This window comes from Microbulbifer harenosus (assembly GCF_005771435.1).
Lineage (GTDB): Bacteria > Pseudomonadota > Gammaproteobacteria > Pseudomonadales > Cellvibrionaceae > Microbulbifer > Microbulbifer harenosus.
In genome coordinates this window covers 1-19,359 of sequence record NZ_VANI01000006.1, presented here as the reverse complement: position 1 = coordinate 19,359, position 19,359 = coordinate 1, and the positions used below count along the sequence as shown (strand labels likewise).

At 59.1% G+C, this 19,359-nt stretch carries 23 protein-coding genes and 2 tRNA genes; 17 read left to right on the top strand and 8 right to left on the bottom strand.

Annotation, left to right across the window (positions count from 1 at the left end):
• Positions 1-9 precede the first annotated feature (9 nt).
• The gene (locus tag FDY93_RS05950) at positions 10-1,371 is read right to left on the bottom strand and encodes a Na+/H+ antiporter NhaC family protein (protein ID WP_138234838.1); all 1,362 of its coding nucleotides are present in this window, start codon (positions 1,369-1,371) and stop codon (positions 10-12) included.
• A 202-nt stretch (positions 1,372-1,573) separates the two neighbouring features.
• Between FDY93_RS05950 and FDY93_RS05945 the strand changes: the two genes are divergently transcribed.
• From FDY93_RS05945 to FDY93_RS05930, 4 genes are read left to right on the top strand one after another with little or no spacing between them, the layout of a single operon-like run.
• Positions 1,574-2,173 (top strand): PepSY-associated TM helix domain-containing protein, encoded by a 600-nt coding sequence (locus FDY93_RS05945; protein ID WP_138234837.1) that lies wholly within the window; start codon positions 1,574-1,576, stop codon positions 2,171-2,173.
• Positions 2,174-2,210: 37 nt separating this feature from the next.
• Positions 2,211-2,744: a DUF2271 domain-containing protein gene (locus FDY93_RS05940; protein ID WP_171018904.1), complete on the top strand. Its 534-nt coding sequence runs from the start codon at positions 2,211-2,213 to the stop codon at positions 2,742-2,744.
• Positions 2,745-2,765: 21 nt separating this feature from the next.
• Positions 2,766-3,599, top strand: coding sequence for a DUF4198 domain-containing protein (locus tag FDY93_RS05935; protein ID WP_138234836.1), 834 nt, complete (start codon positions 2,766-2,768; stop codon positions 3,597-3,599).
• Between the two features lie 38 nt (positions 3,600-3,637).
• Positions 3,638-5,176, top strand: coding sequence for an NADPH cytochrome P450 oxidoreductase family protein (locus tag FDY93_RS05930; RefSeq protein ID WP_138234835.1), 1,539 nt, complete (start codon positions 3,638-3,640; stop codon positions 5,174-5,176).
• 17 nt (positions 5,177-5,193) lie between these two features.
• On the opposite strand, the gene FDY93_RS05925 is transcribed toward FDY93_RS05930, so the two are convergent.
• Positions 5,194-6,294 (bottom strand): SGNH/GDSL hydrolase family protein, encoded by a 1,101-nt coding sequence (locus FDY93_RS05925; RefSeq protein WP_138234834.1) that lies wholly within the window; start codon positions 6,292-6,294, stop codon positions 5,194-5,196.
• Positions 6,295-6,434: 140 nt separating this feature from the next.
• A complete protein-coding gene (locus tag FDY93_RS05920) occupies positions 6,435-6,764 on the bottom strand; it encodes a hypothetical protein (RefSeq protein ID WP_220446122.1) in 330 nt (109 codons plus the stop codon).
• Between FDY93_RS05920 and FDY93_RS19950 the strand changes: the two genes are divergently transcribed.
• Positions 6,682-6,939, top strand: coding sequence for a helix-turn-helix transcriptional regulator (locus FDY93_RS19950; protein WP_138234832.1), 258 nt, complete (start codon positions 6,682-6,684; stop codon positions 6,937-6,939). The two genes, FDY93_RS05920 and FDY93_RS19950, sit on opposite strands and share 83 nt — an antisense overlap.
• A 289-nt stretch (positions 6,940-7,228) precedes the next feature.
• Here FDY93_RS19950 and FDY93_RS05910 read toward each other — a convergent pair whose 3' ends face one another.
• The 3 genes from FDY93_RS05910 to FDY93_RS05900 all read right to left on the bottom strand — a co-directional run bounded on the left by FDY93_RS05910 (position 7,229) and on the right by FDY93_RS05900 (position 8,795).
• Positions 7,229-7,810 carry a hypothetical protein gene (locus FDY93_RS05910; protein ID WP_138234831.1) on the bottom strand — a complete coding sequence of 194 codons (582 nt, stop codon included), beginning with the start codon at positions 7,808-7,810 and terminating at the stop codon, positions 7,229-7,231.
• Positions 7,807-8,385 (bottom strand): AHH domain-containing protein, encoded by a 579-nt coding sequence (locus tag FDY93_RS05905; RefSeq protein WP_138234830.1) that lies wholly within the window; start codon positions 8,383-8,385, stop codon positions 7,807-7,809. Before FDY93_RS05905 ends, FDY93_RS05910 begins: the two co-directional genes overlap by 4 nt.
• Positions 8,386-8,480: 95 nt before the next feature.
• Positions 8,481-8,795: a hypothetical protein gene (locus FDY93_RS05900; RefSeq protein WP_220446112.1), complete on the bottom strand. Its 315-nt coding sequence runs from the start codon at positions 8,793-8,795 to the stop codon at positions 8,481-8,483.
• On the opposite strand from FDY93_RS05900, the gene FDY93_RS05895 reads away from it, so the two are divergent.
• A complete protein-coding gene (locus FDY93_RS05895) occupies positions 8,782-9,852 on the top strand; it encodes an isoaspartyl peptidase/L-asparaginase family protein (protein WP_138234828.1) in 1,071 nt (356 codons plus the stop codon). The two genes, FDY93_RS05900 and FDY93_RS05895, sit on opposite strands and share 14 nt — an antisense overlap.
• A 25-nt stretch (positions 9,853-9,877) precedes the next feature.
• Here FDY93_RS05895 and FDY93_RS19430 read toward each other — a convergent pair.
• A tRNA-Arg gene (locus FDY93_RS19430) sits at positions 9,878-9,953 on the bottom strand.
• Between the two features lie 408 nt (positions 9,954-10,361).
• On the opposite strand from FDY93_RS19430, the gene FDY93_RS19425 reads away from it, so the two are divergent.
• From FDY93_RS19425 to FDY93_RS05845, 11 genes are all read left to right on the top strand, one after another.
• Positions 10,362-10,535 (top strand): PA3496 family putative envelope integrity protein, encoded by a 174-nt coding sequence (locus FDY93_RS19425; protein WP_166216369.1) that lies wholly within the window; start codon positions 10,362-10,364, stop codon positions 10,533-10,535.
• Positions 10,536-10,780: 245 nt separating this feature from the next.
• Positions 10,781-11,095 (top strand): STAS domain-containing protein, encoded by a 315-nt coding sequence (locus FDY93_RS05890; protein WP_205828078.1) that lies wholly within the window; start codon positions 10,781-10,783, stop codon positions 11,093-11,095.
• Between the two features lie 13 nt (positions 11,096-11,108).
• Positions 11,109-12,878, top strand: coding sequence for an ATP-binding SpoIIE family protein phosphatase (locus tag FDY93_RS05885; RefSeq protein ID WP_138234826.1), 1,770 nt, complete (start codon positions 11,109-11,111; stop codon positions 12,876-12,878).
• A gap of 33 nt (positions 12,879-12,911) precedes the next feature.
• The gene (ccmA, locus tag FDY93_RS05880; protein ID WP_138234825.1) at positions 12,912-13,610 is read left to right on the top strand and encodes a cytochrome c biogenesis heme-transporting ATPase CcmA; all 699 of its coding nucleotides are present in this window, start codon (positions 12,912-12,914) and stop codon (positions 13,608-13,610) included.
• A 37-nt stretch (positions 13,611-13,647) separates the two neighbouring features.
• A complete protein-coding gene (gene ccmB, locus FDY93_RS05875) occupies positions 13,648-14,343 on the top strand; it encodes a heme exporter protein CcmB (protein WP_421655079.1) in 696 nt (231 codons plus the stop codon).
• Between the two features lie 78 nt (positions 14,344-14,421).
• Entirely contained in the window at positions 14,422-15,180 is a 759-nt protein-coding gene (locus FDY93_RS05870) for a heme ABC transporter permease (protein WP_138234948.1), read from the top strand.
• Between the two features lie 19 nt (positions 15,181-15,199).
• On the top strand, positions 15,200-15,430 hold the full coding sequence (gene ccmD, locus FDY93_RS05865; protein WP_138234824.1) for a heme exporter protein CcmD: 231 nt from the start codon (positions 15,200-15,202) through the stop codon (positions 15,428-15,430).
• Positions 15,431-15,483: 53 nt separating this feature from the next.
• Positions 15,484-15,933 (top strand): cytochrome c maturation protein CcmE, encoded by a 450-nt coding sequence (locus FDY93_RS05860; protein ID WP_138234823.1) that lies wholly within the window; start codon positions 15,484-15,486, stop codon positions 15,931-15,933.
• On the top strand, positions 15,930-17,933 hold the full coding sequence (locus FDY93_RS05855; protein WP_138234822.1) for a heme lyase CcmF/NrfE family subunit: 2,004 nt from the start codon (positions 15,930-15,932) through the stop codon (positions 17,931-17,933). Before FDY93_RS05860 ends, FDY93_RS05855 begins: the two co-directional genes overlap by 4 nt.
• Before the next feature lie 58 nt (positions 17,934-17,991).
• Entirely contained in the window at positions 17,992-18,573 is a 582-nt protein-coding gene (locus FDY93_RS05850; RefSeq protein WP_138234947.1) for a DsbE family thiol:disulfide interchange protein, read from the top strand.
• Positions 18,536-19,156 (top strand): IMPACT family protein, encoded by a 621-nt coding sequence (locus FDY93_RS05845; RefSeq protein ID WP_246068477.1) that lies wholly within the window; start codon positions 18,536-18,538, stop codon positions 19,154-19,156. The genes FDY93_RS05850 and FDY93_RS05845 overlap by 38 nt, the downstream gene beginning before the upstream one ends.
• Positions 19,157-19,282: 126 nt before the next feature.
• On the opposite strand, the gene FDY93_RS05840 is transcribed toward FDY93_RS05845, so the two are convergent.
• Positions 19,283-19,359, bottom strand: a tRNA-Asp gene (locus FDY93_RS05840).

Genomic DNA, 19,359 nt, shown 5'->3' with positions numbered 1-19,359 from the left:
AAGCACTCATTACTCGCTACGGCGGGCAATGCTTCCATACACGAGAATGGAAACCAGCGCGCAGCCACCCAGTAACCAGCAGTAAAGAATGCTCCCCGCCAGCGAGATCGGCGAGATTTTCGCGAGGGAGGAGGCGAGCAGAATCTGCGCGCCGTAGGGCAGCATGCCCTGCACCGTGCAGGAATAGATATCCAGCATGCTGGCGCTGCGACGCGGATCAACGCCGTAGCGCGCGGCCATGTCTTTCGCCAGTTGTCCGGTGAGCAGGATGGCGACGGTATTGTTGGCGGTGCATACGTTGGTTGCCGCCACCGCCGCGCTGATGCCCAGTTCACCGGTTTTGCGCCCCGGCTGTCCGCGGCTGGCGCGCCGGCTGAGCCGGTCGATCATCTGCTCCAGCCAGGCGATACCGCCGCCGGCCTGCATCATCGCGCCGAGTCCGCCGATCATCAGCGACAGGATCAGGATTTCCTGCATGCCGGTGTAGCCCGCGTAAATATCCTGTGACAACCGCGCCACCGTATAGTCCGGCTCCAGCGCAAAGCCGATACCGCCCGCCAGTAGAATGCCCAGAAACAACACCAGCAATACATTCACGCCGGAAACCGCCAGCACCAGCACCACGATATACGGCGCAATGCGCGCGAAGTCATAGTTCCCCGGGCTCGGCATCTGGGCGGTAGTGCCGGAAAACCACAGCCAGGCCAGGGTAATGAGCGCGGCGGGCAGGGCGATCAGCAGGTTCATACGGAACTTGTCGCGCATGGTCACGCCCTGGGTGCGGGTGGCGGCGATGGTGGTGTCGGAAATGATCGACAGGTTGTCGCCAAACATGGCTCCGCCCACCACGGTGCCAATGGTGAGCAGGATAGAGAGATCGGTTGCGTCCGCGAGTCCCACCGCAATCGGACCGATCGCCGCGATGGTGCCCATGGAGGTGCCCATGGCAGTGGCGATAAACGCCGTGATGAGGAAGAGCCCCGGTAGCACCAGAGCCGGCGGGATCACGCTGAGCCCGAAGTTCACCGTCGCGTCCACTCCGCCGATGGATTTGGCGACGCTGGCAAAGGCACCGGCGAAGAGATAAATCAGCACCATGGTGACGATGGTGTTGTCGGCGGCGCCGCGGACGAACGTCTCGATCGCTCGGTTGAGTGGCCCACGTGCCAGCAGTACTGCCAGCGCAATCGCGGGCAGAATCGCCACTGTCGCCGAGACCTTGTAAAAGGCCATGTCCACATCGTGCCACTGGTACCAGAGCCCGGCGCCGACGAATAGAGCGAGGAACAGGGTGAGAGGGAGCAGTGCGAGGGCTGAGGGCGAGATGGGCGATGGCGAGGTGGGCGATGGCGAAGTGGACAGTGGATTCATGGGTACCGCTGGGAATCTGAGTTGATGGCTGCTGGCTAAAAAAGGCGCGGATTCTAAACAAACAGTATAGGGCTGGCTAATTCTGCGGCCGCTTTACAGATATTTACGCTTTTCGTCCATTTCTTCCCTTTAAGCAGGTAATGAGATCCATTATCATCTCTGCCCTTCAGGTATCTGCGAATACAACAGGGATCAGGCAGTAGTGGCAATTTCTCTCGGATCAGCGCGCCAATGGCACTGGATCAGTTCCGCGGTGTGTCTGGTGGGCATGCTGCTGTTTGCCATTACCGGTATCACTCTGAACCATGCCGCGGAGATCCCTTCAACCCCAAAGGTCATCAATCACGAACTCCGTGTGCCGGCAGAGCTGCTGGAAGCATGGAATGGGAGCGAATCCGAAGCGCCGCAACTGCCGGTACATCTGGTGGCATGGCTGGCGGAAGAACACCGTATCCAGATCCCGCGCAATCACCGCGGGGAGTGGGACGGCAGTGAATACTACCTGGCGCTGCCGCGCCCCGGTGGCGATGCCTGGCTGTCGCTGGATGTGGAGACGGGCGATCTCATTTTCGAGAGCACCGACCGCGGCTGGATCGCTTACTTCAATGATCTGCACAAGGGGCGCGATACCGGCAGTGTATGGCGCTGGTTCCTGGATGTGTTTGCGGTGGCCTGTGTGGTCTTCTGCCTGACGGGGTTCTGGCTGCTGTGGAAACAGTCGTCGCGGCGAGTATCCACTTGGCCTGTCACCGCGTTGGGGGTGCTGATTCCCCTGGTCATCGCACTGGTTTTCATTCACTAACGCCTTACTGACGCAAACGATTTTTTTGGGAAAAGACATGGAAATGAAGTTGTTCGGAAAACTGGCTGCTGCGGTTCTGATCGCGGGCAGCTGTATCGCGGGCACCGCGCAGGCGGAAACCCTGCAGGTCAACATCGAAATTCCGCGTCTCAATGTGGCGGAATACCACAAGCCTTATGTGGCCGTGTGGCTGGAAGATGAAGCCCGTAACGCCACCCAGATCGCGGTGTGGTACGACCTGGAAATGCGCAACAATGAAGGCGAAAAATGGTTGAAGGACCTGCGCCAGTGGTGGCGCCGTGGCGGCCGCAGCCTGGACGTGCCAGTGGACGGCATCACCTCCGCCACCTACGGCCCCGGTGAACATGCACTGGAAGTGGCCATCGCGGAGAGCGATCTCGCCAAACTGGCGCCCGGCAAATACCGCCTGCGGGTTGAAGCGGCGCGAGAAGTGGGCGGTCGCGAGCTGGTGGAAATTCCCCTGACCTGGCCTCTGGAAAAATCCAGCCTGCCGTTGTCAGCCAGGGGCGAAGAAGAGCTGGGCAGTATTCGCATCGCTGTATTGCCCTAACTTGTTTATAAGGAAATCCCCATGAAAAAAATGACCATTGCCAGAGTATTGATGGCCAGCCTGATGACTGCCGGTATCGCCATGCAGGCAGAAGCGCACCGCGCCTGGATTTTGCCGAGTTCCACCGTGCTGTCCGGTGACGATCCCTACGTGACCTTCGATGCGGCCGTTTCCAACACCATTTTCTTTCCGGATCACGTGGCCCTTGGGGCCGATGCGGTGACGGCCACCGCGCCCAATGGTGAAAAAGTTGCACTGGAAAATGCGTCCCGGGGCAAATACCGCACCACCTTCGATGTGCAGCTGAAAGAGGAAGGCACCTACAAGATCGGTCTCGCCTCTGCCGGTCTGCGCGCCTTCTGGAAAGACGCTGAAGGCAAGCGCCACATGTGGCCGGGCCGCGGCCAGCAGGCAAACGATGCCGATTTCGCCACCGCGGTACCGAAAAATGCCAAGGAGCTGCGCGTGACCCAGAGTTCCCGTCGTATCGAAACCTTTGTTACCGCCGGTGAACCCTCCGATGCGGTGCTGAAGCCGGAAGGTGTCGGCCTGGAGCTGGTGCCGGTTACCCACCCCAACGACCTGTACGCTGGTGAAGCTGCCAAATTTAAACTGTTGATCGACGGTGAGCCGGCCAAAGGTGCAGAGGTTGTATTGATCCCCGGCGGCAGCCGCTACCGCGACAACCAGGAAGAAATCCAGGTGAAGGCGGATGCCGCCGGTCTGTTCAGTGTGACATGGCCGAGTGCCGGTCAGTACTTTATGGAAGCAGAATACGAAGACAGCAAGGCCAAGGCGCCGGCCACGGTGCGCAGTGGTGCTTACTCCGCGACCTTTGAAGTGTTGCCGATGTAATTGCGGAAGCAGACACGAACGACTCTGGGAGCCGGAAAGTGACCGAATATCAGCGCTTAGCTATTGCACTCGTGTGCACGCTGATCTGGCTCCTGTGGGTCGCCGTTCTGATTGCGCGGCATCGCCGTGAAATACACAGCGCCCGTCGTCAGCAGCAATCACACGCGGCCGGCGCGGTACTTGTTGCCTACGCCAGTCAGAGTGGTACCGCTGCCGCGTTGGCGCGCCAGAGCGCGGAGTATTTGCGCCAGTCGCAGGCGGTGACGGTACTGCCACTCAGCCAGGTTTCCGCGCAGACACTTCAAACCGCCAGCAGGGCGCTGTTTGTTGTCAGCACCTACGGGGAAGGCGAGGCGCCGGACAATGGTCAGCGTTTTGCCAGAACTTATCTGAATGGTGCCGGTGGCGAAGTAACGGCACTGGATCTCTCCCATCTTTCTTATTCCGTTGTCGCCCTGGGGGACAGCACCTACGCGCGCTTCTGTGCCTTCGGCCAGTTGTTGTTCGACGGTATGGCGCGGCTGGGTGCAAGAGCGCTCGAACCCTTGCATAAAATCGACAGCGCCAGCGGTGATGCCAGCCGTACCGCCAGCGCTATATCTGCCTGGTTCGGCCCGTCGCCGACGGCGAAGTCCAATAGGCTCAGCAAACCGACGATCTGGTGGCGGCTGGCTGAGCGCACGCTGCTTAATCCCGGCAGTCCCGGTGCTCCGCTGTTTGAGCTGACCCTGCGCGCGGTTAACGACTGGCCGAAATGGCGTGCCGGCGATGTATTCGTATTGCAGCCGCGCCATGAGCGAAACGTGGTGGCGAACTGGCTCGCGCAGCATCGGCTCGATGCCAGTGAATGGATTGCCGTGGACGGCCGCGGCCAGACACTGCAGGCCTGGCTGCGCGACCGTGTATTGCCGACAGCAGAATTTGACCGGGAAAAACTGCTGCGTGGGGATTTTTCCGAATTTCCCCTGTTGCCCGCGCGCGAGTATTCCGTGGCATCCAGCGGGGAAGAAAAAGCGCTCAAATTGATCGTGCGGCAGCAGTTCAATGCGGGCGGTGATCTCGGGCTCGGCTCCGGCTGGCTTACCGAGTACTGCGAAACCGGTGAATTATTTGCCGGCAGCCTGCGGGAAAACAGCAATTGCCACACCTCAGATCACAGCCGCCCACTGCTGCTGATCGGTGCCGGCAGCGGCCTCGCCGGTTTGCGTGCGCAACTGGCCGAGCGCGCGGGGCAGTCAAATGCAGGAGCTGTGTGGCTGGTATTCGGCGAGCGCTGCCCGGACACGGACCGGCCGTTAACCCGCGAACTCGACACCTGGCTTCGACAGGGAAGTCTTTCCCGTTGCGACCGGGTATTCTCCCGCGGTGACGAGACACAACACCGCTATGTGCAGGAGTTTCTTGCCGCACAGGGCGAAGAATTGTGCTTGTTTGTTTCCCGGGGCGCGGATATTTATGTGTGCGGCAACCGAACCGGTATGGGGGAAGCTGTGCACCGGGTACTCAACCAGTTACTGGGTGAGCACCTAGTCGAGGTGCTGCTGGAGTCCGGACGTTACCGGCGGGATCTGTACTGACAGCGGATTGGGCCGATTTACCAGCCCATGGTTTCACGTACAAACGTCGCCAGCTTTTCACCATTGGCCACATGCTGTGCCGCTCGCGGGTGCTGGCCGTAGCCGGTGTAATCGAAAAACAGCGTGTGCAGTTTTTTGTCCCCGTTTTCTTTCTGAATCTGCGCGACCGCCCGGCGGATATAGTTGGGCCACTTGTCATTGGCGGTAGCGTCCATGCTGCCAAGTGCGCAAATGATATTGGCTTCGGGATAGCGCGCGCGGATATCTCGCACAAATTTCACATAGGCGTCAATCCGCTGCTGATCATTGGGAATCGGTTGCAGGCGCTTCTGCCCGTCCACCAGCCAACTATCGTTCTGGAACAGATTGATGACCACCACATCCGGCGTCCAGCGTTTGAAATCCCACACACTGTCATTGTTGCCCACGCCACTCAGCTGATCGAAATACTCTGGCATAGCGTAGGGAAACCAGCTCACCATGATACCGATCCCGCTGCGGCAGATGGTGTGCAGCTCGGCATTCAACGCACGCGCGGCTACTGCGCCGTAGGCCCAGTACTGGTTCTGCTCTGCGGGAAGGTCGTCGCGACCGTTGTCCGCACCTTCATTGCCCATGCCGCAGCTGATGGAATCGCCGAAAATTTCCATGCGCCGCGTAGGTCTCCGGGGCGCCGGCAGCAGTTTGCCGGTGTCTGACAGCTGCAAGCCTTTGAATTTCGTTGCTCCGTATTCGCCCTCGGTGCGCCTGTAAATTTCCAGCGTATGCTCACCGGGTGGCAGCGCACGGGAAATTTCATAACTGTGCTCGCCCTTGTTGGCCTCCAACACAAATGGGTGAGCGGTATTGCCGTCGATCATCACGTTGTAAAAATTCGAGCCCGTCTCATCGTCGAGCGTCACCCGCAGCGAAGTGCCGGTGAAGTTTGCCCGCACACTACTGCCCGGCCAGGTAAGAACCGGGGCCAGCTTGTTGCTGAAGTCGATACGGCCGGTATATTGCAGTTCCGCGGCATCGGCGGGAATGAAATTGGAGGATTCAGTTGCCGTCGCACAAACTGGTAAAGCTGAAAAACCGCTGAATGTCAGCGCGGCGGCGAATAGGGGCAATATTTTCATCAGAACGGAAAATCTCTTTTAGTGCGTCCTCAATTGGGTGAAGTGATGGTATCCAGAGCCGGGCACCGAGACAACGCCCGCTCTACCTGGGGGGTAATTCACTTCTGGGGGGCGCAAGCCGGACCCTCCTGGTACTCCTGTCACCGATCCATAGCCGCCTTCTTCTCCGTCCGGAGGTCGTACATGTTGTAGTGCACCGCGCCGACGTCCTTGATCATGTGGACTTGCAGGCGCTTAATGGCATTCGTGTCGTACCCGGCCCAAGTTATGAGAGTCCTGATTGTGCGGTGAGTCGGCTTATCGATGTATTTCACGCCATTACGATGATCGGGTACCCGCATCGCAACCGGGTAAAAGAGTGTTGCAAAAAGAGACCAGAGAATTTCCATGAGACGCACCGTTAAAAAGTTTTCCTGCCCCTCCCTTTTGCTGCCGCTCTCGAAAGTTGTGGGTATCGCCAGTATGTCCAAGCAGACGATCTACCGGTTGCGTGAGAAAGGACGGTTCCCAGAGCCGGCCGTCCACATGGGTAAAGTGGTGCGGTGGCGTATGAGCGACATTCAGCACTACATAGCGACCGGCGAGGTCCGCCGGGCTAGTATGACTTCAGATTTAATGCGCTCATCTAGCAATCTATCCTCCTGAAGACCAACATCTTTCTGCGCACCGATTTCTGCGATTCTTGTCTGATTCTTGCCGGTTGTTCGTGCAGTTATGTATGCGGCTATAGCGCCAACTACAGCACCAACTGCCGCTCCTAAAAATATATACATTTCCTTCGGCACAAATCTTCTCCCAAAAAAACTAAGCGTTTACATCGTGATCAGTAGGCATGAGTCCACATCGAGAAGTAGTTTCTCAGTTACTGCGCGGGCTTCGCTCGCCAGGTTGTAAAACAGCCGCTAGCCGGAGCTCTGGTCAGGTTATGCACTGATTAGTGTTGGGTAGTTGCGCCACCACCTATGTCTGCGAGGTCAGGATGGAAGCAGACGCCGACGAGGCCAGAGTCTTCGACTGCCTTCTTCATTTGGTCGGTGCAGAACACATCATAGTAGGAGCCCGCTTTAGAGCGGAATGCCATCGTGCCGGCGGGGAGTTTATCTTCCCGAAACCCCAGATTCTCGACCTCGCCGTATTCGTTGAACACGGTAACAGACTCGTCCAACGCGTCGTACTTCTCTGCGACAGTGAGGGGATTAAAAATGTATCCCGTTCCGCCCAAGTAGGTTACGGGAAGAAACTCTCCGTCCTGCGTCAGGTCGGAGCCGAGTAGGCTGTACGCCTTCTCGTTGAAGAACATACGCCCATTACGGACTGCCACATCAGGAACCAACTCTTTGGTAGTCTCCTCTCCAGGGCCGAAGTCCAGGCACAGGGGCTCTTTCCATACCGAGGAGTACGGGATAGGGGTGCGCTTGATGTGGAACGGGTTGTCCTCGCCAAGTTTGGCGACAACATCGCTGGTTGACATCGTGTAAATGAGGTAACTGTCATCATTGCTGATAAGATGAATCATTGTGACGCGTCCATAATTTGGGGGCGGATTGACCCATTTTGTAAGCGAGTTTCAACTTCTTTTAGGGTCCTCCTCAGGTCAGCGAGGTCCTCAATAATGTCTAGGTCGATCAGGCGTTCAAGCCATCTGTAGTACTTTTTCCTGTGTATCCGGCTGTGCGGCACTGCGTTACGGAGATGGGCCGGCATTTGGCTCGCTGCCGCTGTATTGCGTGGCAGCCAGCACCCGTTACAGGGGTCGTCTATACGGAGCTTGAACCAAGCGATGACTGCCCGTAATCCAGCGGCTTCTTTGTGTGCCCCGGATACAATCGCGTGGGCATCGCAAAGCTCGTGAGGGCGGGGATCGTTGGCTAGCTCCATGTGCTTGCCCAGGCGTGCCGAGTCGTGCTTCTCAGCCTCAAGCTCGTCTCGTGACACACCCCATGCCTCTATTCGGTAGATGTCCAGTTCACACTCGACCTGGGCGACTGTTAGGACTCGATTAAGGTCTGCGCGGGTGGGGTTCTCAATGGACGCGAAGTTTGCGATGGCGCAGTCTACGCGGTCCATCTCAAAGTATTTCTTCGTGAGCATGGCAAAGTTCCTTCTTTAGCTATGTCCTCAGATGGCAGGGTTGATCTTACCCAGAGCCCGGGACGGAGACAACGCCTAGTTTGCGTTGGGGCAATTCACTCTTGGACGGGGCGCAAGCATCTGCTACCCGGGCCCTCCAGTTGCTCCTGCCACCGATCCATAACCGCTTTCTTCTCAGTCCAGAAGTCGTACATATCGTAGCGCTGCGCGTCCACATCCTTGATTCGATGGACTTGCAGGCGCTTAATGGTGTTCATGTTGTACCCGGCGCGAGTTATATGAGTCTTGATCGTGCGGCGAATCAGCTTTTCGAAGTATTTCGCACTATCAAGAGGATTGGTTACCCACATCGCAACCGGGTAAAAGAGTATTCCAATAAGAGACCAGAGAATTCCCATGAAACGCACCATCAAAAAAATTTCCTGCCCCTCCCTCGCCAAGTCACTTTGCTTTTTGCTGTTCGGCTGCGCGCTCGCGCAGGCACATCACTCGCACGCATCTGAGCCCCCCAAATTCGCCATCGCCATCCACGGTGGAGCCGGCACCATTGAAAAATCGAGTATGACGGCGGAACAGGAGCGCGCCTATCGCGCAAAGCTGGAAGAGGCCATCAATACTGGCTATGTAATTCTGGAAAAAGGCGGCTCCAGCCTTGATGCGGTGGTGGCGTCGATTAACGTGATGGAAGATTCGCCCTTGTTCAATGCTGGTAAGGGCGCGGTCTACACCTACGACGGTACCCACGAGTTGGACGCTTCGATCATGGATGGGCGCAATCGCGAGGCGGGTGCCGTTGCCGGCGTCAAGCGTATCGCTAATCCCATCAATCTGGCGCGTATGGTGATGGAGGACTCCCCATTTGTGATGCTGGCGGGGGAGGGCGCGGAGGCATTTGCCCGCAGCCGCGGAATGCCCGTGGTAGACAACAACTCGTTTGATACCGAGCACCGCCGCGAGCAGCTGAAGCGCGCCAAGGAAAAACTCGACAGGGAGAACAGGCAGGACAAGGATTACCGCGCAGCGGTGGATGCACTGCCTGCGCCGTTCAGAATGGGCACCGTGGGCGCGGTGGCGTTGGACCAGCAGGGGAACCTGGCCGCCGGTACATCCACCGGCGGTATGACGGCAAAGCGCTATGGTCGCATCGGCGATTCCCCGGTGATCGGTGCCGGCACCTTCGCCGATAACAAATCTTGCGCGGTCTCCGCCACTGGCCACGGTGAATACTTCATTCGCTATAACGTTGCTGCGGACATCTGCTCCCGGGTCGCCTACCAGAATAAGACCGTGGCCCAGGCGGCGGATGAGGTCATTAACCAGATACTGCTACCGGTGGGGGGTACCGGCGGGGTGATCGTGCTGGATGCGAAGGGCAATATTGCGCTCACTTTCAATACCGTGGGCATGTACCGCGGCAGTCGCGTAGCCGGCGGAGCGGCAGAGGTGGCGATATTCGGGAAGAAATGACAGCGCGCTGAAGGATTTACAAAGATGGCGTCCCCGGCCCGACTCGAACGGGCAGTCCGGACTTAGGAGGTCCGTGGTTTATCCTGTTAACCGACGGGGACGGCATTGCCCGTACGGGCAGGGCGGCCATTCTAGCGGCTGGCGCCGCCGCTGTCATGGTGTGTTCACTTTCGCTGTAACCGAGAGTAACGGGAGTGGCAGATCCGTTACGCAGTATTAGTTGCAGTTGGCCGGTCCGCCAAAGTCCAGGTGTGCCGAAATATTGTCGCAATTTGTTCATGAAACGGGGGTATTTTGACGCCTGTGGAGCCATTGGCCAGACCGGGGTTTCTGCCGGCTGCCGGCCGTATTCTGGACCGGGTGTAACTCCCGGAAAAAGTTGCTTCCACGGTGAAAAAGTTGCTTGACCAGAAAAGCCGGAGCTGGCTAATCTCCGATTGCCTGACGGCAACATAACAACAACAGACAGACAGTTTCTGCCCTGGCAGATCGAGATTGTGGAGTTTTCTATGAGCGGCAACGTTATCGAAAATGACATTGATTTTGATGATTCTGATCCCCCTCTGGCAGAAGAGGTATTGAAGTCAAACAAGAGCCCAAGGGACGCCCGCCGGATGGTCGAAGACAAGCTGGAGGAGATGCGTCTCAGACGGGAACTGATGGACTATCAGTACGACTTTTAAGCCTGGGGCCGGGATATTCGGCGATTCCATAACCTGGACCCGCTCCGGGATACGATAAGGGTGCCACCGGCACCCTTTTCTGTTTTGGTAGGCCTGCTATTGCGGCTTGCCGTCATGCTTTGGTAAGACGCATGGACAGGCCAGTTTCCATGCCCGCCGGTGGGGTGTATATTGGCCGTAATGGTCAGGGTAGAGAAGGATAAAGGGACCTTCAGATGGTGGTTTCCGACAGGTTTGAAAGCCGGGTGACTTCTGAGATTTCCGAGGCTGGTGACGCGGTGATTATCCGCGTAGCCGGCAATTTCGATTTCAATATGCACCGGGAATTCCAGCGCGCCTACCGCAATGTGGCGCCTCCACCCCGGATGTTCCTGGTGGATCTGTCCGCGACCGACCACCTCGACAGCGCGGCCCTCGGCATGCTGCTCTTGCTGAGAGACTATTGTGTCGAGGTGGGACGCGACGGATTTCAACCCGGGGTGGAATTGATGAACGCCAACGCGCACGTTTCCCATATTCTCTCCGTGTCCAACTTCGACCGGATTTTCAGCATACGCTGAAAACTCTCTCCCAATGATGCCAGTCTTCCGGATACTGATAGTAGAACGAGACGCCGGTGAAACCGCTGAACTCCGCGAGCTGATCCTCCACTGGGAATACGCCAGCTCCACAGGTTGTATGCTGCCCGCCTCCATTCACTCGGTAAAAACCGCGGATATGGCGCTGGAGGCTTATGCCGAGTTCCCGCCAAACCTGATTATCTTTGGTCCCACCTCGGCAGAGGAAGTGTCCAGCTGTGAGATTCGGCATCTGCGTCACAGCGGTGGGATCGAACCGGTTCCGATTCTGTTTGTGCAGGATCTTTCCCGCGCGGCAGAACCGCCGCCACCCACTGACTGCGATGACATTCTCACCAAGCCCTACAGTTCGTCGCTGGTGCAGCTCAAGTTAGGCTCCATCCGCCGCTTCTGCGAATTCAGTCGCTCATTGATGGCCCAGCGCGACCGGCTGCGGCGTCATCATGCGGATTTTCTGCAGGAACAGGCCAACGCGCGTGAGATCTTTTCCAACCTCGGCAACGAAAGCTGCCTGGATGACACGCCGGCTATTCGCTACCAGCTGTCGCCGCGGGCGGTACTTAATGGGGATCTACTGGCCGCCACCCACACTCCGGATGGCAAACTGGTATTGATGCTGGGGGATTTCGCCGGCCACGGTCTGGCGGCGGCGGTAGGGGCGGTCCCATTGACGTCCATTTTCTACTCCATGATGCCGCGGGGCTTCTCCATGGGGCGGGTGCTGCGGGAGATTAATCGCAAGCTCTACGATATCCTGCCGCGGCAAATGTTCTGCTGTCTGGTCATGCTGGAGCTTGACCCCCGGCGCAACCACTTGCGGCTTCTCAATGCCGGTATGCCGAGCCCGTGCCTCAAGCGCACCAGTGGCGAGTTGCACCTGTTGGAGTCGCGCCACCTGCCATTTGGCGTGTTGGCGTCCGACCAGATCGACAGTGCCATTGTCAATCTGCGGCTGCTGCCTGGGGACCGTCTCTATCTATGGAGTGATGGTATCCATGAAGCCCGCAACACCAAGGGCGAGCATTTTGGTGAATGCCGCCTGCTGGAGTTGCTGCGAGCCGACCGCGACGGCACGCAGGCATTTGATCAGATCCTGCAGGCCGTCAATGCCCACGCCGCCGAGCAGCACGACGATCTTTCACTGGTGGAGCTGGATCTGACCCACTCTTCACTTTTCCACGGAGCCTGCCCGGCGGCGGATTCCGGCGGTGAGCGCAGGGGAGGGCGCATGGGTAACTGGTCCATTCAGTTTCTGCTGTCGCAGCATGAGTTGCGCACCGCCGATCCGCTGCCGCACCTCCTCAGTGTGCTGGCGCAGATGCCGGGTGCCGCCCGGTTTCAGGAGGATCTTGCTATCGCACTGGGGGAACTCTTCCGCAATGCGCTGGAACACGGCGTGTTGGAGCTGGATTCATCCATCAAGTCCACCGACGACGGTTTTATCCGCTATTACGACCTGCTTGCAGAGCGTCGCAGCCGACTGGATACCGGTTGGGTCCGTATCTCGCTCAGTTGCCGCGAAGGGGAGGACGGTGGAGAGCTGAAGCTGGTGGTGGAAGACAGCGGTGCCGGCTTCCCGGAAATTCGAGAACCCAAAGGCGTCTACGCCGGTCGCGGTCTTGCGCTGCTGCAGACGGTCTGCAGCGAGGTACAGCTGGCTCCGGGCAGTAGCCGGGTAGAAGCGGTCATTCGCTGGGGGCCTGACCCGGCAGAATCCGGTGGATCGCAGCCGAATGTCGTACAAAATCTCTCGGTGCCGGTATAATCGCGCTCAGTTTTTCATCAACTGCGGTGCGCAATGGCGTCTGAACTCTCCAAAAGCCCGGTACCTGATGCCCAGAGTGTGCGCGAACAGTCCCTCGCTGTAAGCGGGCTGGCCTGCGAGCGTGACGGGCGCCTGTTGTTTGAGGGGCTCGAGTTCACCCTGGCGCCAGGCGCTGCGGTGCAGGTAGAGGGGGCGAACGGTGCCGGTAAAAGCACCCTGATCCGCACTCTGATCGGCAGTGCCTCCGACTTCACTGGTACCATTGCGTGGCAGGGCCTGGCCTTTCCCCGAGGGCTCGCGGCGATGCGCGCATCGCTGTTGTACATCGGCCATTATGCCGGTGTCCGGCGCGGCCTCACGCCTCTGGAAAATCTCGCCTGGTATGGCGCGGGGCAAGATGACGCGATGCGCGCGCTGGAACTGGTCGGGCTCTACGGTTTTGAAGATGTGCTGTGCCAGCAGCTTTCGGCCGGGCAAAACCGCCGGGTGGCGCTGGCGCGCCTGTATCTGCCTGATTCCCCCCCTCTGTGGATACTGGATGAGCCCCTCGCCGCCCTTGATGTGACCGGCGTGGCGGGCCTTGAGACGCAGATGAACTGTCATCTGCGGCGTGGGGGGAGCGTACTTCTCACTTCTCACCAGCCAGTCAATATTGCGCCGCTGCAACGGGTCAATCTCGCGGACTTTTCACCGCGGATGGCGGTAGAGGAGGAGTTGCACCGTGCAGTCTGAATCTGTGGGCGACGGCCGCAAGAGGATAGCTGAGCCGGTGTTGAGGCCCGCCGTTCCCGCTGCTGCGCCAGGCTTTTTTACCCTGTTTCGCACCGAGCTGACGCTGGCGGTGCGACGCCGCTCGGATATCGTCAATCCACTGCTGTTCTTTGTCACGGTTCTGGCGCTGATGCCCATTGGTATCGGGCCGGAGCCGGAGATGTTGTCGCGCATGGCGGCGGGGCTGATCTGGGTGATGGCCCTGTTGTCCACGTTGTTGTCCCAGGAATCCCTGTTTCGCAGCGATTATGAAGATGGTTCACTCGAGCAGCTGGCGCTGCAGTCGCAACCGCTGTATTTCCCGGTACTGGCAAAGGTGCTGGTGCACTGGCTGGTGACCGGCGTGCCATTGGCCGTGCTGTCGCCGCTGTTGGGAATGATGTTGAACCTGGGGCAGGCGGGATACTGGCCGCTGCTGTTGTCACTGGTTCTGGGTACCGCGAGCCTGAGCCTGATCGGGGCTGTCGGTGCGGCTTTGACGGTTGCCCTGCGACGGCCGGGCCTGTTGCTGGCACTGATCATTATGCCGCTGTATGTGCCCGTGTTAATCTTCGGCACCGGAACGGTGCAGGCGGCGTTGGATGGGTACGGTTACGGCCCGCAACTGGCGATTCTCGGTGCGATTCTCGCCGCCGCCGCGGCACTCGCGCCGCTGGCTGCGGCGGGAGCCATCCGCATCAGCTTGGAAAACTGACCCGTTTCCGCACCATATGGCGACTGCGGAGCGCCATCTGGGCGAGATACGGGCGTGGAGAAATGGGCGAACATGAAATTGTCCTGGCAATGGTTTCACAGATTGGGATCACCGCGCTGGTTTTATCAGAAAACCAGCGCCTGGCTGCCGTGGCTTGGTGCGGCAGCTCTGTTGCTGCTCGCGGTAGGCTGTACCTGGGGTCTCGGATTTGCGCCTCAGGATGCCAAGCAGGGCAATAGCTACCGCATCATTTATATCCATGTGCCGGCGGCATTTCTGGCGCTTGCCGGTTACTACATCATGGCCATCTGCGGGGCCATCGGCCTGATCTGGAAAATGAAGCTCTCCTTTGTGGTGATGCGCGCGGCGGCTCCGATCGGTGCGGTACTGACGTTTGTCGCGTTGCTGACCGGCGCGGTGTGGGGCAAACCCACTTGGGGCACCTACTGGGTGTGGGATGCCCGTATTACGTCCATGCTGATCCTGTTGTTCCTCTATCTCGGCGTGATGGCGCTGTCTGGTGCCTTCAGCCGTGAGCTGTCCGGCGATAAGGCCAGCGCATTGCTGGCTCTGGTCGGCACGGTCAATATTCCCATTATCTACAAGTCGGTGGACTGGTGGTTCACTCTGCACCAGCCGGCCACCCTCAAGCTGACTCAGGCCAGTACCATCGATCCCAGCATGTTCTATCCGCTGATCACCATGATTGCCGGCTTTTATCTGTTTTACGCCTGGGTGCTGATCCTGCATACCCGAGGCCTGATTCTACAGCGCGAGTGGCGCACCCAGTGGGTCCGCGAATTGTTGGGGCAGTCCGCACCGGCGGCGAAGGCCTGAGCGGAAGGAAAAGACAGCCATGCAATTCCAGTTTGAAAATTTCGCCAGCTTTCTGGCTATGAACGGCCACGGCCCCTACGTGTGGTTCTCCTACGGAGTGACGATCGCAGTCATGGCGGCGCTGGTACTGGTACCGGTACTGCGACAGCGACAGATGCGCGAAGCCTTCCGGCGCCAGCTGCGTCAGGAACAAGCGCGCCGCCGCTCAGAGATTGCCCGTGCGGCATCTGAGACTGCTGCCGCCGACTGAATGATCCGTATCTCGCCCGGCACCGAATTTCTATTTTTGAGAACACAACAACCATGCATCCAGCCCGTAAACAACGCCTGATCCTGGTGGTCCTCCTGGTAGCGCTTTCCTCCGCTGCGGTAGGGTTCGTGACCTATGCCATGCGCTCCAATATGGATTACTTTTATGCGCCCAAGGCCTTCGCCGCCGGCGAAGTACCCTTCGACAAACGTATCCGCGCCGGCGGTTGCGTGGTGCCTGGCAGTATTGTCCGCGATGGCAGTTCTCTGGATGTGCGCTTTGCGCTTACCGATGGTGAAGCCGAGCTGGAAGTGGTGTTCGACAAGATTCTCCCCGATCTCTTTGCAGAGGGCGAAGCGGCGGTGGTGACCGGCAAGTTGCAGGAGGGCGGATTTGTGCGTGCCGACCAGGTACTGGCCAAGCACGATGAATCCTACACGCCGCCGGAAGTGGCAGAGTCCATGAGTGGCGGGGCCAGTTGCCACGGAGACCCCAAGATATGAGCCCGGAACTCGGTCACTTTGCCCTGATTGTCGGCCTGCTGTTGTCGCTGGCCCTGGCGGTGGTACCGCTGCTCGGAACCTATAGCGGGCGGGTGCTGTGGATGGACACCGCGCGCCCGCTGTCGCTGGGCGTGCTCGGGTTTACCGCGCTGTCCTTCGTGTGCCTGACGGTGGCTTTCGTCAACAGCGACTTCTCCGTGGCCTATGTGGCGCAGAACTCCAACAGCATTCTGCCCATGATCTACAAGGTGACAGCGGTGTGGGGCGGCCACGAGGGCTCGATTCTGTTGTGGCTGCTGATGCTGGCTGGTTGGACTGCCGCGGTGGCCCTGTTTAGCCGCCAGTTGCCCGCGGTGCTGGTGGCGCGGGTGCTGTCGGTACTCGGGATGCTGTTGATTGGTTTTTTCCTGTTTATCCTGCTCACGTCTAACCCGTTCGACCGGATTCTGCCTTTCCCTCCCAATGATGGCAGCGACCTGAACCCGTTGTTGCAGGACCCGGGCATGATCATTCATCCACCGCTGCTGTATATGGGGTATGTGGGTTTTTCTGTGGCCTTTGCGTTTGCGATCGCGGCGCTGCTGGAAGGGCGGCTCGATAGCGCCTGGGCCCGTTGGGCGCGTCCGTGGACGGCAGTGGCCTGGTCCTTCCTGACCCTGGGCATCGCGCTTGGCAGCTGGTGGGCCTATTACGAGCTGGGCTGGGGCGGCTGGTGGTTCTGGGACCCGGTGGAAAACGCCTCCTTCATGCCCTGGCTGGTGGGTACCGCACTGCTGCATTCCCTCGCCGTGACGGAAAAGCGCGGCTTGTTCCGCAGTTGGACCATCCTGCTGTCTATTTTCGCGTTCAGCCTGAGCCTGCTGGGTACCTTTCTGGTGCGTTCGGGGGTGCTGACCTCGGTACACGCTTTTGCCACCGATCCGCTGCGCGGCGGATTCATTCTCGCGTTCCTCGCCATCGTCGTGGGAGCATCACTGTTGCTGTTTGCGGTGCGCGCACCGGCGGTCAGCGCGGGCAGTGTGTTTTCCGCGCGTGCGCGGGAGACTTTCCTTCTCGGCAACAACATCCTGCTGATCCTGATCATGGCGGTGGTGCTGACCGGTACCTTGTACCCGCTGCTGGCGGATGCGCTTAACTGGGGCAAGATCAGTGTCGGCCCGCCGTTTTTCAATATGTTCTTTGTGCCGCTGATGCTGGTGTTGTGCCTGCTGCTGGGGCTCGGTATTCATGCGAACTGGAAAGATAGCCAGGTGCGGAAGCTGGCGAGCGCCTGGGCGTTGCCCGCGCTGGTAGCCGCCATCGGTGCGCCACTTCTGACTCTGCTTGCGGGCGATTTCCACTGGGGTGCGATGCTGGGTATTTTCGCCGGATTGTGGGTGATTGCTGCGAGTGTGGCCGATGTGCTCGCCAAATCCCGCAATGCCGATTCACTGTGGGCGGGGCTCAAGCGCCAGCGCGCCAGCTATTACGGCATGCACCTGGGCCACATTGGCCTCGCTGTTTCTGTACTCGGCGTAGCGCTTACCACGGTGTACAGCGTGGAAAAGGATCTGCGCATGTCACCCGGGCAGAGCGCGACGGTATCCGGCTATGAATTCACCTTCGAGGGCGTGCGCCAGGCGCGCGGACCAAACTACCGCGCTTCCGAAGGGGTGATCCTGGTGCGCGAACGTGGCCGCCTGGTGGCGGAGTTGCACCCGCAGAAGCGCAGCTACCTGTCTGGTGGTAATGTGATGACTGAGGCCGCCATCGACACGGGGCTGTTCCGCGATCTTTACGTGGCTCTGGGTGAGCCCATGGACAAGGACAACCCCGGCGGGGACTGGGCGGTGCGATTGCAGTACAAGGCGTTCGTGATATGGATCTGGCTGGGTGCCGCATTCATGGCACTCGGCGGCGCCATCGCTGTGGCCGACAAACGCTATCGCAAGGTAAAGGCAGTGCGCGCAGGCAAAGTCGCTGTTGCCACCGCTCAGGACGGATCCCTGGCTGGCGCCTGATCCGGAACCTGGCCCGTGTGCTATTCCGCGGGCCGAACAAGAAGGAATGAAACAACTGATGGCCAGGCTGAAACTCTTTCTGCCACTGATTATATTCGCTGCGCTGGCGTTACTTTTCTGGCGCGGTCTCTCGCTGAATCCACAGGACATGCCGTCGGCACTGGTCAATAAGCCAGTACCTGAATTTGCGCTGCGGGACGTGGAAAGCGCGCGCGAGCTGAAGAAGGCCGATCTCCCCAATAAACCCCTGTTGCTGAACGTGTGGGCCACCTGGTGTATTTCCTGCCGGGTGGAGCATCCGTACCTCAACAAACTGGCGGAACAGGGCGTGCCTATCGTCGGTATCAATCTCAAGGACGACAATACCGCAGCGCTGCAGTGGCTCGAAAAATTCCACGATCCTTATCTGTTTTCCGTCTCGGATGTGGAAGGGCGCCTGGCGCTCGATCTCGGCGTGTTCGGTGCACCGGAAACCTTCCTGGTGGACGCCGGTGGCACCATTCGCTGCAAACATGTGGGTGTCGTGGACGACCGCGTGTGGCAGACCAAGCTGCAACCATTGTATGAAAAGCTGCAACAGCAATCCTGGGATGAGTTTGCCGGTGAGTTATCAGATTCCCTGCTCGCCCGTTGTCGCTGAGACGGAAGAAAAAAAGAGCCGCTTTATCTGCTGGCTGGGGCCGGTAACCGATAAAGCGGCTTTTTTGCGCGAGCTGGAAATCATCCGCGCCCGCTATCCCGATGCCTCCCATCACTGCACCGCCCTGGTCGTCGGCAACCCCGCGAATCCGGAAATCATGCAGGCGGACGACGACGGCGAGCCCGGTGGCAGTGCCGGTCGGCCCATGCTGGAACTGCTGCTAAAGCAGGAAATCGGCAATGTGGGTGTTATCGTTACGCGCTATTTTGGCGGTACCAAGCTCGGCGTGGGCGGCCTGATGCGCGCCTATCGCGGTGCGGTCGGGGCCGCCTTGCAGGCTGCGGAGCTGAAGCGGCATGTCGCATTGCTGGATCTGCGTATCGCCTGTGATTTTGCCGGAGAATCTCGGCTGCGTTTCCTGGTGGCACAGCTGGGTGGGACTTGCGGTAACGCCGGTTACGGCACTCGCGTTGAACTCGATGTGGTGCTGCCGGAAGACCGCTGGCCGTCTCTGCAGGCGCAGTTGCAGGCCGAAGGTTTTGAGTTGCTTGCGGAGCCCGGTAGCCATCCGTCAAAAACATGACACATGTTTCGTGTCGTTTTGGTGGGCCAGTGCAATACCTTTGATCTTCTGATTTTTCCTGTCTGGGCCAGTGATGCAAGCACATACAAAAAAGGCCCACACTTTCGTGTGAGCCTTTTTTGTATGTGGCGGACCGGACGGGACTCGAACCCGCGACCTCCGGCGTGACAGGCCGGCATTCTAACCAACTGAACTACCGGTCC